Origin of the sequence: Actinoplanes xinjiangensis (genome assembly GCF_003148685.1) — a bacterium.
Taxonomy (GTDB): domain Bacteria; phylum Actinomycetota; class Actinomycetes; order Mycobacteriales; family Micromonosporaceae; genus Actinoplanes; species Actinoplanes xinjiangensis.
In genome coordinates, this window is the sequence record NZ_QGGR01000001.1 from 186,103 (window position 1) to 200,680 (window position 14,578).

The following is a 14,578-nucleotide window of genomic DNA, read 5'->3' on the forward strand; positions in this document are numbered from 1 at the left end:
TTCTATCGGCACAGCAACTAGAACGTTCTAGGATGCGGTGGGTGGACACCCTCACCCGCGGCCGCCGCTGGGCCGCCCTGCTCGCGCTCTCCCTCGGCGGCTTCGGGCTCGGTCTCACCGAGTTCTCCGCCATGGGCCTGCTGCCCGAGATGGCCCGTGACCTGCTGCCCACCGAATACGCCACCTCGCCGCCCGACGCCGTCGCCAAAGCCGGCTGGATGATCACGAGTTACGCCCTCGGTGTCGTGGCCGGCGCGCCCACCATCGCCGCGCTCACCGCCCGGCTCCCCCGCAAACACCTGGTCCTCGGGCTGCTCGGGCTCTTCCTCGTCGGCACGGTGCTGTCCGTCGCCGCCCCCACGTTCGAGCTCGTCCTCGCCGGCCGGTTCGTCGGGGCCCTCGCGCACGGCGCCTACTTCGGCGCCGCCGCGATCCTCGCCGGCCGCATCCTCGGCCCCGGCAACCAGGGCAAGGGCTTCGCGATCGTGCTCGGCGGCCTGACCGCGTCCAACCTGCTCGGGGTGCCACTGGTCACCAGCCTCGGCCAGAGCCACGGATGGCGTACGGCGTACCTCGTCGTCGCCCTGGTCTTCGCCCTCAGCCTCCTGGCCGTGCTCGCAACCGTGCCCACCGTCGCCGCCGCCCCCGGCGGCTCGCCGCGCGCCGAACTCCGCGCGTTCCGCTCCCCGCGCGTGTGGCTGGCCTCCGCGGTCGTCGCCGTCGGCACCGCCGGGTTCTTCGCCGTCAACAGCTACATCGCGCCGCTCACCACCCAGGTCGCCGGGCTGTCCGACAGCGCCGTCCCGTGGGTGATGGCGCTCATGGGACTCGGCATGACCGTCGGCATCGCCGCCGGCGGAGCCGCCGCCGACCGCGACCTCCGGCGCACCATCCGCTACGGCTTCGTGGCCGTCATCGCCGCGGTCGTCGTCTTCGGCGTCGCCGCCGGTCACCCGGCCGCCCTGTTCCCGGCAGCCTTCCTGGTCGGCGCCACCAGCGCGTTCATCGGGCCGGCACTGCAATCACACCTGATCGAGTCGGCGCCCGGCACCCAGCTGATGGGCGCCGCCGTCAACCAGTCCGCCGCCAACGTCGCCAACAGTCTCGGGGCCGCCCTCGGCGGAGCCGCCATCGCCGCCGGCTGGGGGTACCTGTCACCGGTGTGGATCGGCGCCGTCCTGGCCGCGGCCGGGTTCCTGCTCGCCGTCCGCAGCCTGCGCCCGGTCCCCGCCACCGCCCCGGCCCCCGACCCGGTCGCGGCCTGAACCCCGTCCGCAGCCTCCGCCCGGTCCCCCCGACCCCCGACCCGGTCGCGGCCTGAACCCCGTCCGCAGCCTCCGCCCGGCCCGCACCACACCCCGGCCCCCGACCCGTCGCGGCCTGAACCCCGCCGGCGGGCACTGTGATTGCTAGAACGTTCTATTCCCGGGACTACTAGAACGTTCTAGGGTCGGCACCGTGGACACACTGAACGCCGGGCGCCGCTGGGCGGCACTCCTCGCCCTGTCGCTGGGTGGCTTCGGGCTCGGGCTCACCGAGTTCGTCGCCATGGGGCTGCTTCCCGAGATGGCCCGTGACCTGCTGCCCGGGGCGTATGCGGCGTCGGTTCCGGATGCCCTCGCCCAGACCGGATGGATGATCACGATCTACGCGCTCGGTGTCGTGGTGGGGGCGCCCACCATCGCCGTCCTGACCACCCGGGTGCCCCGGCGGCGGCTCGTCGTCGGGTTGCTGGTGCTGTTCGTCGTCGCGACCGCGGCCTCGGCGCTCGCACCCACCTTCGAACTGGTGCTGGCGGCCCGGTTCGTCGCCGCCCTCGGGCACGGGGCGTACTTCGGGGCGGCGGGGATCCTCGCGGCCACCATCCTCGGGCCTGGCAACCACGGCAAAGGCGTGTCCATCGTCATCGGCGGGCTCACCGCGGCCAGCCTGGTCGGGGTTCCGCTGATCACGGTGCTCGGACAGGAACGTGGGTGGGAGGCGGCCTACCTGGCGGTGGCGGCCGTGTTCGCGTTCAGTCTTGTCGCGGTGCTCACGACCGTACCGTCGACGGGGGCCGCGACCGGCGGATCACCCCGCGCCGAACTGCGGGCCTTCCGCTCGCCGCAGGTCTGGCTCGTCGCTCTCGCCGTCGCCGTCGGTACCAGCGGATTCTTCGCGGTGAACACCTACATCGCGCCGATCACCACGCACGTCGCCGGGCTCGACGAGTCGACGGTCCCGTGGGTGCTGGCGGCGATGGGGCTCGGCATGACCGTCGGGATCGCGCTCGGTGGTGTCGCCGCCGACCGTGACCTGCGGCGCAGCGTGCTGTTCGGGTTCGGTGGGCTGATCGGGTCGGTGGCGTTCTTCGCACTGGTCGCCGGGCATCCGGCCGGACTGGTCGTCGGCGCGTTCCTGGTCGGGGCGGCCAGCCTGTTCATCGTTCCGGCACTGCAGTCCCGGCTCATCGCGGTGGCGCCCGGCGCACAGCTGATGGGCGCGGCCGTCAACCAGTCGTCGCTGAACATCGCCAACAGCATCGGCGCCGCCCTCGGTGGCACGGTCATCGCGGCCGGCTGGGGATACCTGGCGTCGGCGTGGCTGGGGATCGGCCTGTCGATCGCGGGGCTGCTGCTGGCACTGGTCAGCTTCCGCCTCGACCGCACACCCGAGCCGGCCGCTTCGGTCGAGGAGCCCGCACTCGTCTGAGCGGGCCGCTCCCCGGCTACGGGTGACCGCCCGCGGACCGCGGCCCGCCCGGCTGGCTGTCACCGCTGCCTCAAGACGCCTGAGACAACGCTGACAACCAGCCAAAACCACACGGCTGGCTGGTTGTCAGCGTTGTCTCGAGACGCTTGAGACAGCGGTGACGACCAGCCAGAACCACACGGCTGGCTGTCACCGTTGTCTCGAGACGCTTGAGACAGCGGTGACGACCAGCCGGAATGACGCGGCTGGCGGCTACCGCTGTCTCAGCTCCGCTGAGACAGCGGTGAGGACCAGCTGCATGATTCGCCGCCCTGCGCGTCGTCCGGGCGCGGCTGCCCAGCGTGGACGGGCCCGGATGACAGGCGGGTTCCGGCTGGGGGTCAACGGATTCCGGGGGCGGTGAAGGCGGCCAGGCGGGTGCGGTCGGTGACGGTGATGCCGCCCGGCGTGAGCTGGATCGCGGCGGCGCGGGTCAGCCGGGACAGGGCACGGTTGACGGTCACCCGGCTCAGGCCGAGAACGCGGGCCAGCTCGTCCTGGGTGCCGGGCCAGGCCGTCCGGCGCTGTGGATCCTGGTCGAGCAGGCAGGAGGCGATGCGGGCCACCGCGGGCAGTGTCACCGCGTGAAGGAGTTCGCGCCGGCCAGCCAGAGCGTCGCGGGCCAGGGCGGCCAGCACGTGGGCACGGACCTGCGGCTCGTCGTGCAGCAGGCGCAGGAATCCGGCGGCCGGCAGCAGCCCGGCTGTGGCGGCGGTGATCGCGCGGAGTCCGGTCGGGGACGGTTCGCCGCTGAGGACAGCCGGTTTGTCGGCGATCGCGGGACCGGTCCATCTGGCCGGCCACACCTCACCTCCGCTTGCGGTGTCGTGGGTGGCCACGACCGTACCGGTGAGAAGGAAGACCACGTCGGATGCTCGATCGCCGGGCCGGCGCAGTGTGTCGCCCGCCGCGAAGCGTGCTGGCCTGGCCCGCCGGCCGAGGTCGGCGAGCCGGTCCGGCGGGAGGTCACGCAGTGCCGGGATCGTGCCTAGGGAAGTCACGTATCAACTGATACATCCCCGGGACGTACGGGCGGCATAGCGTCGGGTGCATGTGGATCGTCGAACTTGCGTTCACCTCGGCGCCGGAGCGGCTCGCCGCGCGGCCCGTCCATCGGGAGCGGCTGACCGGGCTGCACCGCGACGGGGTCGTCCGGATGGCCGGCCCGCTGGCCGACGACAGCGGGGCACTGATCGTCGTGGACGTCACCGACCGTGCCGCGGTGCAGGGGTTTCTGGCCGCGGACCCCTACTTCAGCACTCCCGGCGTCGAGGTGCGTGGCGTGCGGGAGTGGAGCCCCTTCCTGCTCTGACACCGCTGGCGTGCTTCGATCGGACCCGCTTCCTGCCCTCGGGCCGGGCGTTACGAGGGCCCGTTGCAGCAACGCCGAGTGGCGACGGCAGGTGGCGACCGCGGGTGGCGACGGTGAGGCCGGTGTCGGCCGGGATGCGGACCGCGTCGACCGGGCCTGGGTCGAGTTCGACGGACCCGGTCGACGGGGCCGGTCGCCGGACCCGGTCAACGGACCCGGTCCACGGGGCCCGGTCGCCCGGCCGGTTGTCGGGCCGGTCGCCGGGCCGGCCGCTGTACCCGGGGGACCGATTTGGAACACTCATCGGCCCGGTGCGGCGACCGGTTTCAGCGCGGCAGTGCGGCCGCCTTCGCGAAGAAGCGGCCGAGCAGGCGCGACGCCGTGCGGGTCGGCAGGATCCGGCTGAACACGAACGCCTGGGCGGCGTAGAAACGGCCGTCGACGACGGCGGGCGCTCGCCCGCGCAGTGCCGCCATCACCGTGTCGGCCACCTGGTCGGGGCGGCGCTTGCCACGGAAGTGACCGGGATTCATCGGCGTCTCGACAGCGCCGGGGCTCACCGCGACCACCCGGACCCCGGTGCCCTCGGTCTCCACCGCCAGTGCCTGCGTGAAGGAGAGCACGAACGATTTCGAGGCCGCGTAGGCGGCGTTCCACGGCGCCGGGGAGTACGCGGCGGTGCTGGCGATGTTGACGACGGCACCCCGGCCGCGGGCGAGCATGGCGGGCAGGAACCGCGCGGTCGTCTCGGCGACGGCCGCGGCGTTCAGGTCGACCGTCGCACGGATCCGGCCGGGGCCGGTGTCGGCGACCGTTCCGACGTGGGCCACGGCGGCGTTGTTGATCAACAGGTCGACCTCGGTCCCGGCGAGGTGTTCGGCCAGCTCGGCGGGTGCCTCCGGCCGGGACAGGTCCAGGGAGAGGGTCCGCACCTCGATCCCGTGCGCGGCCCGCAGCCGTCCGGCCGTCTCGTCGAGGCGGGCGACGTCCCGTGATACCAGGATGAGGTTCGTGCCTTCCGCGGCCAGCCGTTCGGCGATGGCCGCCCCGATACCGGTGCCGGCCCCGGTGATCAACCCGTAGTTCGTCATGCCGGGAACGCTAAACTTTCACGTTGACGTCAATGTCAAGCCGAGGTCGCCGCTGAGCGCCGACTCCGGATCGAGGACGTCGACGTCAATGTCAAACCGAGGTCGCCGCTGAGCGCCGACTCCGGATCGAGGACGGGTGGGGTAACGGTGCGGATCGGGGAACTCGCCAGGGCCGCCGGGGTCAGCACCCGGGCGTTGCGGTATTACGAGGAGCAGGGTCTGCTGGCCGCCGAGCGGCGCGGCAACGGCTACCGGGAGTACGACGAGCAGGCGGTCCGCCAGGTCGCCTTCATCCAGGACCTCTACAGCGCGGGCCTGCCGTCGGAGGTGATCCGGGAGATCCTGCCGTGCGCGGGGACGGCCGGCCCGACCGGTGACTGCAGCGCGTTGCAGGCCCGGGTGCAGGAGGTCCGCGACCGGCTGGCCCGTCAGGAGCAGCAGATCGCACAGCGTCGCGAGATGCTCGAACGCTACCTGGCGGGCGATGCGGCCCCGGCCGGCTTCCCCACCGAGGAGAGTGTGGCGGCCGGCGTCCTCAGCGGGTAGGAACCCGGCGGGCAGCCACAGCGGTCAGCGGATTCCGGCGTCCGCCAGCAGGCGGGTGATCACCCGGGCGGGCAGGGCCGGGTTGGCGGCGGCCGCTTCGGCGGTGGGCGGGTCGTCGAGCAGTTCGAGCAGGCGGGGCTGTGGGAGCCGGGGATCGGTGGCCATGGCGCGACGGACCGCGGTGGACGGGTCCCGGCTGAGCCGGTCGATCAGTTCCGGCGGGGCGGCGGGATCCAGCGCCACCAGGGCCCGGGCCTCCGGTGACGGGTCGTCGGCGAGGCGGGCCAGGCCCGTACCCGAAAAGGCCGGATGCCGCAGCAGGTCCTCGTCGCCGGTGGCGAGGTAGGTGTCCAGCACGAGTTCGCCGGGGACGTGTGCCTGGTGGGAGCAGAGCAGGGCCCGGACCGCGGGATCGGGGTCGGCGGTGAGGGCGGCGAGCAGGTCGGCGGGCAGGTCCGGGTGGCAGGCGGCGCTGCGCCGCAGGACGGGATGAGCCGACCGTACGCACCGGTCCAGTTCGGCCGGCCCGGCGGCGAGCACCCAGTCCAGTGCGGGGGTGGCGTCGGCCGGGAGGACCGGGTAGTCGATGGCGGCGCGCTGGGCCTCGGTGAGCTCGGGACGGGTGGAGACGGCCAGGCGGACCCGGGGCGACGGATCGGCGGCGAGCGTGGTGATCCACTCGGCGGGCAGGGCCGGGTCGGTGGCGGCGCGTTCCCGGTTCCAGTCGGAGCCGCCGGAGGCGAACAGCACCGCCTGGTCACGGCCGAGGGAGGCGGGCTGGTACGGCTTGCGGTCCAGCAGGGCGCGGGCGGCGTCGGCGATGCCGGGATGCCGGTCCCGGGCGAGCAGCGCCACCACGTCGCGGGGTGTGCCGGGCAGGTAGGTGAGCAGGTCACGGACCAGGGGCTCGGGGTGTTCGGCGAGCCGGCGGTGCACCCGGCCGGGCAGCGGGCCGGCCCAGCGGGTCGGCGGGCCCTCGAGAACGGCCTGCAGGACCCGGATGCTGAGGTCACCGGCGAGCCGGGCGCGCTGTTCACCGGTGGCGCCGGGGCTCTGGGCGAGCGCCTCCCGTACCTCCGGGTCGGGGTGTGCGGCGAGGGTGTCGAACGCCTCGTCGGTCCATGCGCGCCGGGCGGTGAGGTCCCACCGGCTGATCCGGTCGTCGCCGGCGAGCCGCACCAGGGCGGCAGCCGGGAGGGCCGGGTTGCGAACCAGGCCGCGCAGGGGGTTGGACACGATGACGAACATTACGGAACTTCGGTTCGGCTATCCACGGGCTGTCGGCGGAGTGACCGAAATGGACCCCCAGGCGGGAGCCGGGCGGAAAGCGCGGCAACCGGGCCGGCGCGAAGCCGGCCCGGTCTCGCCACCGGGAGGTCAGCTCAGCGGGCAGGTGCTGCGGTAGTCCGAGATCGAGCTGCTGCTCGGCCCCGGGCAGATGAACTGGTCGTAGCGGGTGTCGTTGTCGACGAACCGCTTGAGCCAGGCGACCGCCTGCACCGCGGTCGGGGTGTTGGTGGACTGCGGGAAGAAGTGGCTGGCGTTGTTCAGTTCCAGGTACGACTTCTCCGCCGAGGCGGGGATGCTGTTGTAGAACGGGATGGAGTGCGAGGAGACCGATGCGATGCTGTCGCTCTCGCCACCGATGATCAGCGTCGGGACCCGGAGTTCGGTCCACGACTTGTCGGCGTTCCACGGGGCCAGCGGGACGGCGGCCTGAAGGGACGGCCGGTCGCTGGCGGCTTCGAGGCTGCCGCCGCCACCCATCGAGTGCCCGGACACCGCGAGCCGGCTCGCGTCGATGCGGGTACGCACCGAGCTGCGCTGGGTCAGGTAGTCGAGGGCGGCCAGCAGCTGGGAGCCGCGGGAGGCCGGCTGGTCGAGGGTGGTGTTGGTCTCGATGCCGATGACCACGAATCCGTGTGAGGCGAGCCGCGGCCCGAGCCAGGAGATGCTCGACCAGTAGGCGGTGTACCCGGGCGAGATGGCGATCGCGCCGAAGGTGCCGTCACCGGTGCTGGTCGGGTAGTAGATCTCACCGCCGCCGAAGCCGGAGACGGACAGGCTGGACACCGAGGTCTGGCTGACCGCGTACGGTCCGCGGGACGCCTGGAGGGCGGAGAGGGTGGGTGCGGGGCCCCGCTCGTACGGGTTGGCGGCGGCCTGTGCGGCGACGGCGGTGCCGGTGGTGAGGGTGATCGCGGTGGCCGCAACGGCCAGCCAGCGCAGAGCTCGCTTCGGGACAGATGTCACGTCGACTCTCCTAACCTGGGGGATTGCATCGACGGAGGTCAGTCTTGGCAGTGCGACAACAAGCACGCATCGGTGAAATCGCCTGCGTTCTGTCATCGGACGGCAACATCCCGGAAATTTCATTTACCGCAACGCTGTTCCGTTCCGGCCCTGGGCACGGCACACTCGCCGCATGATTGATGCACCGGCAGTGCAGAAACTTGGGCTGGCCGGACGCGGTGACGCCCTCGCCGACATCGGCCGTCTGACCTCGGCGGCCGCGGCCGGGCGCGGCGGCGTCCTGGTGATCTCCGCGGGCCCCGGCGAGGGACGGACCGCGCTGCTGCACGCCGTCGCCGAGGCCGCCGACGGCTGGACGGTGCTCACCGCCACCGGCTTCGCCGACGAGCGCGATCTGCCGTACGCAAGCCTGCAGACCCTGCTCACACCCCTGCGTGACCGGCTCGCCGACCTGGCCCCGGCGACGCGCCAAGCGCTGTCGCGCGCCTTCGGCGGCGACCCCGGCGATCCCCTCGCGGCCGGCCTCGCCTCGCTATCCCTCGTCCGTACGGCCACCCGCACCCGCCCGGTGCTGTGCCTCGTCGACGACGCCCACCTGCTGGACCCGTCCTCGTGGCGGGCCGTCGTGTTCGCCGCCCGCCGGATCGGCACCGAGCGGATCGCGATCGTCGCCGCCGTCCCGGCCGGCGCCGAACCGGCCGGCTTCCCGGTGCACCGACTGGGCCCGCTCGGCCCCGCCGCCGCCCGGCAGGTGCTCACCGCACACGCCCCCGACCTCGCCGAGGACGTCGCCGGCAGCCTCGCCGAGATCGCCGCCGGGCACCCGGGCGCCCTCATCGACCTGGTCCGCGGCCTGAGCCCGGAGCAGCGCCGCGGCTACGCTCCCCCGCCGGAGACGCTGCCGCCGGACAGTCCGCTGCGCCGCCGGCTGGCCGCCGAACTGCACGTCCTGCCGCCCCGCACCCGCGAGTTGCTGCTGCTCGCCGCCGCGGCCCCGGACGCCGCCCCCGACACGCTGCTGACCGCGGCCGCCGCCCTCCGCGAAGCCGACCAGAACGGCGACGCGGCGAACGGCGGCGACCCGAAAGACGACGCGACGGACGGCGATGAGCCGCAAGCCGACGCGACGAACGGCGGCGACCCGAAAGCCGGCACGGCGAACAATGGCGACCCGGAGGATCACGCGGGCGGGCTCGCCGACTTCGCGGCAGCCGAGCGGCGGGGGCTGATCACGGTCACGGCCGCGGGAGTCGGTTTCCGCGGGCCACTGATGCGCGGGGTCGCGTACGCCGAGATGCCTGTCGCCCGCCGGCGGGCGGCCCACGCCGCGCTCGCCGCGGTGCTGGAGGAACGCGGCGCCCGGCTGCCCGCGCTGCTGCAACGTGCCGCCGCGACCACCGGCCCGGACGCGGCCCTGGCGCGGGATCTGGCCGGTGCCGCGCGGTCGGCGGATCCGGGGGTCGCCGCGGAGGCCGCCCGGTACGCCGCCGGCCTGTGCCCGACCCCTGCGGAGAAGGCGGGCCTGTTGCTGGCGGCGGCCCGTTCGGCGTGGCTGGCGGGCCGGCCGCACCAGGCCGGCCAGCTGATCCGCCGGATTCCCGCGGCCGCCGGCAACGCCCGGGTCCGCGCCCGCGGCCTGACCGCCGAGATGAGCCTGCCGGAGGGCCGTCCCGGTGCCCGCGATGTGCTCTTGGACGTCGCCGCCGAACTCGCCGAGTCCGACCCGGGTACGGCGCTGGAGGCGCTCGCCCTGGCCGGCGAGTCGGCGTGCCGTTCCGGGGAGCAGAACCGGTACGCCGCCCTGGCCCGCCGGGTCGCGGCCGGGCAGCGGGGCGACGAGCCGCCCGCGGTGGCGCTGGCGTTCCATCACGTCGCCGGGCTGGCGTGCATCGCCGACGGCGACGAGGCGGCGTCGTTCGTCCGGCTGCGGCAGGCGGTCGCGCTGGCCGACCGGGTCGCCGAGCCGGGACCGCTGCTGCGGGCCGCGACCGCGGGCATCCTGATCGGTGACGCCCGCCGGGCCGCCGCCCTGGCCGGGCGGGCCGCGGTCATGGCCCGGGAGGCGGGGGCGTCGGTGCTGGTGCCGCAGGCCCTGGAGCTGGCGGCGCTGGCCGGGATGGCGTCCGGCGACTACCCGGCCGCGAACGAGGCCGCGATGGACGGGGCCGCGGTGGCCCGCGGCACCGGCCAGCAGGTTCTGGCCGGGGCGCATCTGGCCGTGCTGGCGGTACTCGCCGCCCTGGTCGGCGACCGGGACACCGCCCTGAGCCGGATCGCGTCGGTGCCCGACGGACCGTCCCGGCCGCTGTGCGAGTGGGCGCTGGCACTGCTCGACATGGTCGACGGCCGTTGTCAGGTCGCCGCCGAGCGTCTGCTGGCCGTGGTGGCGGCACCGCCCGGCCCGGGTTCGGCGCTGCTGCGGGTGGCCGTGGTGCCGCATCTGCTGGAGACGGCGGCGCAGATCGGGGCGCGGGAGGCGGTCGAGCCGGTGGCGGTGGCCTTCGACCGGTGGGCGGGGCGGACCGGGCAGCCGGGCTGGCTGGCGTTGCGTGACCGCTGCCGGGCGCTGCGCGCCGACGACGGCGAGTCCGCGGCGTGGCATTTCGAGACGGCGCTGGGGCGCGAGGGCGAGGCGGGTTTCCCGCGGGCACACACCGAGCTGTTGTACGGCCGATCACTGCGCCGCCGCCGCCGCAACGTGGCGGCCCGCACCCACCTGCGCCGGGCCGCCGAGACGTTCCAGCTGCTGGACGCCGCCCCGTGGGCGGAGCAGAGCGTACGGGAGCTGCGCGCCGCCGGGGAACGCGTGGAGACGCCACCTCCGGCGGGGCCGGCGCTCACCGCCCAGCAGGAGCGCATCGCGTCCCTGGTCGCCGGCGGTGCAACCAATCGGGAGGTGGCGCAGGAGCTGCACCTGAGCCCGCGGACCGTCGACCACCATCTGCGTAACGTCTTCGCCCGCCTGGGAGTGCGGTCGCGCACCGAGATGGCCCGGCTACTGACCGCCCGTTAGCGTCTGGCGGACCTGCCAGTAGGTCTCGGCCTCGGCGAGGACGACTTCCAGCGTCGCGGTGCCGAAGACCGGGCGGAAGTCGTCGTCGTCCTTCTCGCCGCCGCCGAACCACTTCCACTCGGGGTACAGGTCCACCAGCCTCAGGAAGACGCCGTGCTGGTACTCGTACTTCCGCATCAGCCCCTGCAGGGAGATCTCGGTGCCGCCGCGTTCGTCGCCGGGGCGGACCTCGGCCGTCTTCATCTCGATGATCAGCAGGTTGTTGGCGGGGCCGCGACCGGTCCGCCGGTGCACGACCAGGTCGGCCCGGCGCACCTGGTCCGACGGGTCCCGTTTGACCTCGTTCTCAAGGGCCCGGTTGTACTCGACGTCGACGTCCCACGTCTTCGGCAGCGTCGGCGCCAGGTGCCGGGCGAGTTGAGAGCAGAAGGCGACCTCGGAGACCCCCCGGTCGCCGGCCCAGGGGATGAACAGGGAGTACTCGTCGACGATCAGGCTCCGGATCGCCACCCGGAGCCGCGTCTTCACCGTTTCACGTCGCATTCCGCCGATCATGCCCCGGTCAGGTCCACCGCCGCCCAACGATCGGAGAGCTGACGGCGGCGGCAGGCGACCAGGTGCCCGGCCAGGATGCCGGGGTGGCCGCCGCGCACGCAGACGTCGGCGCCGGCGGTCAGGACACCGGAGACCAGTTCGGCGGCGGCCCAGTCGTCGATCAGGGCGATCACCCGGGTGGCCTGCGGCAGCACGGCCCGGGCCAGGCCCACGTCGTGCACGGTGGCGCCGCTGATCACCAGCAGTTCCCCGGGACGGACGGCGTCGAGGCCGTCGACCATGCGCATCAGCCAGCCGTGCGGCAGGTGCTGCGGCAGGGCCGCGACCCGGCTGCGCTGCCCGAGGACGGCGACGGTCGGCTGCGCGGCGGGGGCGATGTCGTGTTCGGTCTGCACAAGCATGGTGGTCTCTCCTAGCCCGGTTCCCTCGTGTGATCTCCACGATTCGCCTCGCGCCTGTGCGCCACCATGTGCGCATCCTGTGTGTTGGTTGTCAGCTCGACGGCCCTGGCCTGGCCTTTCAGGCGTGCGCGTTCCAGGTGGCGAGCACCGGGTCGCTGTCATGTTCGAAACCGAGCGCCGAGTAGGTGGCGGTGTCCAGTTTCAGCAGGCCACCACCGGCCGGGGGCAGGCCGATCCAGCGGGCGCCGGCCACCCGCAGGCAGTGACCGTGGCCGATCAGCGCCACGTCACCGCCGGCCAGCAGCTCCCGCGCGCGGGCCAGGACCCGGTCGAGGCGGGCACCGACCTGCTCCGGCGACTCACCGCCGGGGCAGCCGTCGGCCCACAGCGACCAGCCGGGCCGCCCCGCGCGGATCTGCGGGGTGGTGATGCCCTCGTAGTCGCCGTAGTTCCACTCGGCCAGATCCTCGGTCACCTCCGTCACGGTGAGCCCGGCCAGCTCGGCGGTGTGCCGGGCCCGCTGCCGCGGGCTGGCGAGGACGGCGGTGAACGCACGCCCGGCGATCCGCTCACCGGCGGCGCGGGCCTGCCGCTCGCCTTCGGGGGTCAACGGCAGATCGGTGTACGACGTATGCCTGCCGTTGGCACTCCACTCGGTCTGCCCGTGCCGGATCAGCACGATCTCCGCCATGACGTCTCCTCCTCCCCGCGTCCGGACGGACGTCAGGGATGAGCATCATCCCAGGGAACGTTCATCGGGTGGCGTGCCTCGTCGCGGGCGGCGATCTGTTCCTGGGCGCGCAGATACTGCGAGCGGGTGATCTCCCCGGCGATCAACTGGGCGGTGAGCACACCTTCCAGGCTGCTCGGGGCGGCCGGCTCGGCGTGCCCGCCCTCCGGTGCCGTCGCGGCCCGGTCCGGCTCGCCCCGTTCGTCGCGGGACGGCCAGAAGGCCAGCGCGGCAGCGGCGATCAGGCCCAGCGTCGCCACCAGCAGGACCACCATTCGGCACCACCACCCCTCCTGTGACATCTTCGTCACACCCCGCAATGATCGGCAGGCAAAGCCCGAAAGATCCCTTTCGACACACCCGCCGGAGCCCTCCGGAGATGACTACGGGCCAGGGCTGTGCCCGGGCTGTCGTTTCGCCGTGGACCCCCCGGCAGGCACCGGGCCGGCCGTCCGGTACGCGGGGAGCCGTACCCACCGGGGGGCCGTTGGACCCGAAACGGGCGGGACCTTCGCGGGCCCGGAAGGGGGTCTTCGGCACGGGCGCCGACGCCCGGCGCGGCGGACAGTCATAGGTGAGGACATCGCCTGGAGGAGGACCAGATGGCCACCACCGCTCGCCACCACGTCACACAGCTCGAGCAGGTCGAGGCACCCGGCTCGATGATCACGCACACCGCCGCCCGGCTGCTGGCGGCCCTGCGGATCGGCACCGGATTCGTCTTTCTCTGGGCCTTTCTCGACAAGACCTTCGGCCTCGGGTACGCGACTCCCGCGGCCAAGGCCTGGATCAACGGCGGATCGCCGACCAAGGGATTCCTCTCCGGAGTCGCGGTCGGACCGTTCGAGAGCTTCTTCCACACCATCGCCGGCGCCGTCTGGGCCGACTGGCTGTTCATGCTGGGCCTGCTCGGCGTCGGCGTCGCGCTGATCCTCGGCATCGGCCTGCGGATCGCCGCCGTCGCCGCCGGCCTGATGATGGCCTTCATGTGGGTCGCCGAATGGCCGCTCGCCCAGGAGACCAGCGCCGGTGAGGCCACCCGGTCGAGCAACCCGCTCGTCGACTACCACGTCGTCTACGGCGTCACCGCCGCGGTGCTCGCCCTGACCTACGCCGGGCACACCTGGGGCCTGGGCCGCTGGTGGGCGAAGCTGCCGATCGTGCAGAAGAACCGCTGGCTCATCTGAAACCACCCCGCACCAAGCCCGGCCGGGCACACCCGGCCGGGCTCTGTCGTGCGCCGTAGGGTGGCGCGAGTGACGGACATCGTTGAACACGAGGTCGACGCCGGGATCGGGCCGTCATCGGACTGGTCGCCCTCGCCGGGGCGGCTGCCCGCCCGGCTGACCGAGGTCGGCATCGTGACCACCTGGGCGGTCTCGACGTCCCGTTCGTGGCAGCATGGCCGGATGACACCGGAGGAACTTGTCGGTCGGGCACTGGAGGTCGCCGAGGAGGGCCTGCGGGCCGGTGAGATGCCGATCGGCGCGGTCGTCGCGATGGGCGACGAGATCATCGGCCGGGGCCACACGTCGGAGCGGACCCGCGGCCGCCGCCTGGTGCACGCCGACCTGCTGGCCATGATCGAGGCCGACGAGCGTCTCGGCTGGACCCGCCGGGAGCAGCCGCTGGTGCTCGGCATCACGATGGAGCCGTGCCTGATGTGCCTGGGTACCGCCCTGACCCTGGGGGTTTCGGAAATCTACTTCGGGCTGGACGCCCCCGATGACGGCGCGGCCGGTGTGGCCTCGGTGTGGCAGCCGGGCACGCAGGACGGGATCTTCTTCCCGCTCCCGGCGATGACCGGCGGTTTCCTGCTCGCGGAGTGCCGGGACCAGTTCCGGCGGTATGCGGACATGACCACGAAGCCCCATCTGCGCCGCTACGCCGAGGCGATGGCCGGTCTCCCCGCCCACTGAACGGCCGCCCGCTGAACGGTCCGGGCGC

The 14,578-nt window shown here is 73.5% G+C and carries 15 protein-coding genes; 7 read left to right on the top strand and 8 right to left on the bottom strand.

What is annotated here, in order from left to right:
- The first annotated feature begins 32 nt into the window (after positions 1-32).
- A complete protein-coding gene (locus tag BC793_RS00825; RefSeq protein ID WP_307784565.1) occupies positions 33-1,265 on the top strand; it encodes an MFS transporter in 1,233 nt (410 codons plus the stop codon).
- A gap of 193 nt (positions 1,266-1,458) precedes the next feature.
- Positions 1,459-2,691: an MFS transporter gene (locus tag BC793_RS00830; RefSeq protein ID WP_109588589.1), complete on the top strand. Its 1,233-nt coding sequence runs from the start codon at positions 1,459-1,461 to the stop codon at positions 2,689-2,691.
- 380 nt (positions 2,692-3,071) lie between these two features.
- On the opposite strand, the gene BC793_RS00835 is transcribed toward BC793_RS00830, so the two are convergent.
- Positions 3,072-3,731, bottom strand: a complete 660-nt coding sequence (locus BC793_RS00835; protein ID WP_109588590.1) for a Crp/Fnr family transcriptional regulator — start codon at positions 3,729-3,731, stop codon at positions 3,072-3,074.
- 50 nt (positions 3,732-3,781) lie between these two features.
- On the opposite strand from BC793_RS00835, the gene BC793_RS00840 reads away from it, so the two are divergent.
- A complete protein-coding gene (locus BC793_RS00840) occupies positions 3,782-4,042 on the top strand; it encodes a YciI family protein (protein ID WP_109588591.1) in 261 nt (86 codons plus the stop codon).
- A gap of 326 nt (positions 4,043-4,368) precedes the next feature.
- Here BC793_RS00840 and BC793_RS00845 read toward each other — a convergent pair whose 3' ends face one another.
- Positions 4,369-5,133, bottom strand: a complete 765-nt coding sequence (locus BC793_RS00845; RefSeq protein WP_109588592.1) for an SDR family NAD(P)-dependent oxidoreductase — start codon at positions 5,131-5,133, stop codon at positions 4,369-4,371.
- A 147-nt stretch (positions 5,134-5,280) separates the two neighbouring features.
- Between BC793_RS00845 and BC793_RS00850 the strand changes: the two genes are divergently transcribed.
- Positions 5,281-5,679 (top strand): MerR family transcriptional regulator, encoded by a 399-nt coding sequence (locus BC793_RS00850; RefSeq protein ID WP_109588593.1) that lies wholly within the window; start codon positions 5,281-5,283, stop codon positions 5,677-5,679.
- Positions 5,680-5,703: 24 nt separating this feature from the next.
- On the opposite strand, the gene BC793_RS49420 is transcribed toward BC793_RS00850, so the two are convergent.
- Entirely contained in the window at positions 5,704-6,915 is a 1,212-nt protein-coding gene (locus tag BC793_RS49420) for an LRV domain-containing protein (RefSeq protein WP_158319172.1), read from the bottom strand.
- 141 nt (positions 6,916-7,056) lie between these two features.
- Positions 7,057-7,932, bottom strand: coding sequence for an alpha/beta hydrolase family protein (locus tag BC793_RS00860; protein WP_158319173.1), 876 nt, complete (start codon positions 7,930-7,932; stop codon positions 7,057-7,059).
- A gap of 172 nt (positions 7,933-8,104) precedes the next feature.
- Here BC793_RS00860 and BC793_RS00865 point away from each other — a divergent pair, with 172 nt between their 5' ends.
- Complete coding sequence (locus tag BC793_RS00865) at positions 8,105-10,945, top strand: helix-turn-helix transcriptional regulator (protein ID WP_109588596.1); 2,841 nt, start codon at positions 8,105-8,107, stop codon at positions 10,943-10,945.
- Here BC793_RS00865 and BC793_RS00870 read toward each other — a convergent pair.
- The 4 genes from BC793_RS00870 to BC793_RS00885 all read right to left on the bottom strand — a co-directional run bounded on the left by BC793_RS00870 (position 10,928) and on the right by BC793_RS00885 (position 12,933).
- On the bottom strand, positions 10,928-11,488 hold the full coding sequence (locus tag BC793_RS00870) for a hypothetical protein (protein ID WP_146246148.1): 561 nt from the start codon (positions 11,486-11,488) through the stop codon (positions 10,928-10,930). The genes BC793_RS00865 and BC793_RS00870 overlap by 18 nt on opposite strands.
- Positions 11,489-11,496: 8 nt before the next feature.
- On the bottom strand, positions 11,497-11,901 hold the full coding sequence (locus BC793_RS00875) for a hypothetical protein (protein WP_109588598.1): 405 nt from the start codon (positions 11,899-11,901) through the stop codon (positions 11,497-11,499).
- 118 nt (positions 11,902-12,019) lie between these two features.
- A complete protein-coding gene (locus BC793_RS00880) occupies positions 12,020-12,592 on the bottom strand; it encodes a histidine phosphatase family protein (protein ID WP_109588599.1) in 573 nt (190 codons plus the stop codon).
- Positions 12,593-12,624: 32 nt separating this feature from the next.
- A complete protein-coding gene (locus BC793_RS00885; RefSeq protein WP_109589060.1) occupies positions 12,625-12,933 on the bottom strand; it encodes a hypothetical protein in 309 nt (102 codons plus the stop codon).
- Between the two features lie 300 nt (positions 12,934-13,233).
- On the opposite strand from BC793_RS00885, the gene BC793_RS00890 reads away from it, so the two are divergent.
- Both BC793_RS00890 and BC793_RS00895 read left to right on the top strand, forming a co-directional pair.
- A complete protein-coding gene (locus BC793_RS00890) occupies positions 13,234-13,818 on the top strand; it encodes a DoxX family membrane protein (RefSeq protein ID WP_109588600.1) in 585 nt (194 codons plus the stop codon).
- Positions 13,819-13,887: 69 nt separating this feature from the next.
- Positions 13,888-14,550, top strand: coding sequence for a nucleoside deaminase (locus BC793_RS00895; protein ID WP_109588601.1), 663 nt, complete (start codon positions 13,888-13,890; stop codon positions 14,548-14,550).
- Positions 14,551-14,578 lie beyond the last annotated feature (28 nt).

Excerpts from the sequence above, each read along its gene's own strand:
- BC793_RS00825 (WP_307784565.1), top strand. The coding sequence starts at position 33 with ATGCGGTGGGTGGACACCCTCACCCGCGGCCGCCGCTGGGCCGCCCTG.
- BC793_RS00840 (WP_109588591.1), top strand. The coding sequence starts at position 3,782 with ATGTGGATCGTCGAACTTGCGTTCACCTCGGCGCCGGAGCGGCTCGCC.
- BC793_RS00845 (WP_109588592.1), bottom strand. The coding sequence starts at position 5,133 with ATGACGAACTACGGGTTGATCACCGGGGCCGGCACCGGTATCGGGGCG.
- BC793_RS00865 (WP_109588596.1), top strand. The coding sequence starts at position 8,105 with ATGATTGATGCACCGGCAGTGCAGAAACTTGGGCTGGCCGGACGCGGT.
- BC793_RS00870 (WP_146246148.1), bottom strand. The coding sequence starts at position 11,488 with ATGCGACGTGAAACGGTGAAGACGCGGCTCCGGGTGGCGATCCGGAGC.
- BC793_RS00875 (WP_109588598.1), bottom strand. The coding sequence starts at position 11,901 with ATGCTTGTGCAGACCGAACACGACATCGCCCCCGCCGCGCAGCCGACC.
- BC793_RS00880 (WP_109588599.1), bottom strand. The coding sequence starts at position 12,592 with ATGGCGGAGATCGTGCTGATCCGGCACGGGCAGACCGAGTGGAGTGCC.
- BC793_RS00885 (WP_109589060.1), bottom strand. The coding sequence starts at position 12,933 with ATGTCACAGGAGGGGTGGTGGTGCCGAATGGTGGTCCTGCTGGTGGCG.
- BC793_RS00890 (WP_109588600.1), top strand. The coding sequence starts at position 13,234 with ATGGCCACCACCGCTCGCCACCACGTCACACAGCTCGAGCAGGTCGAG.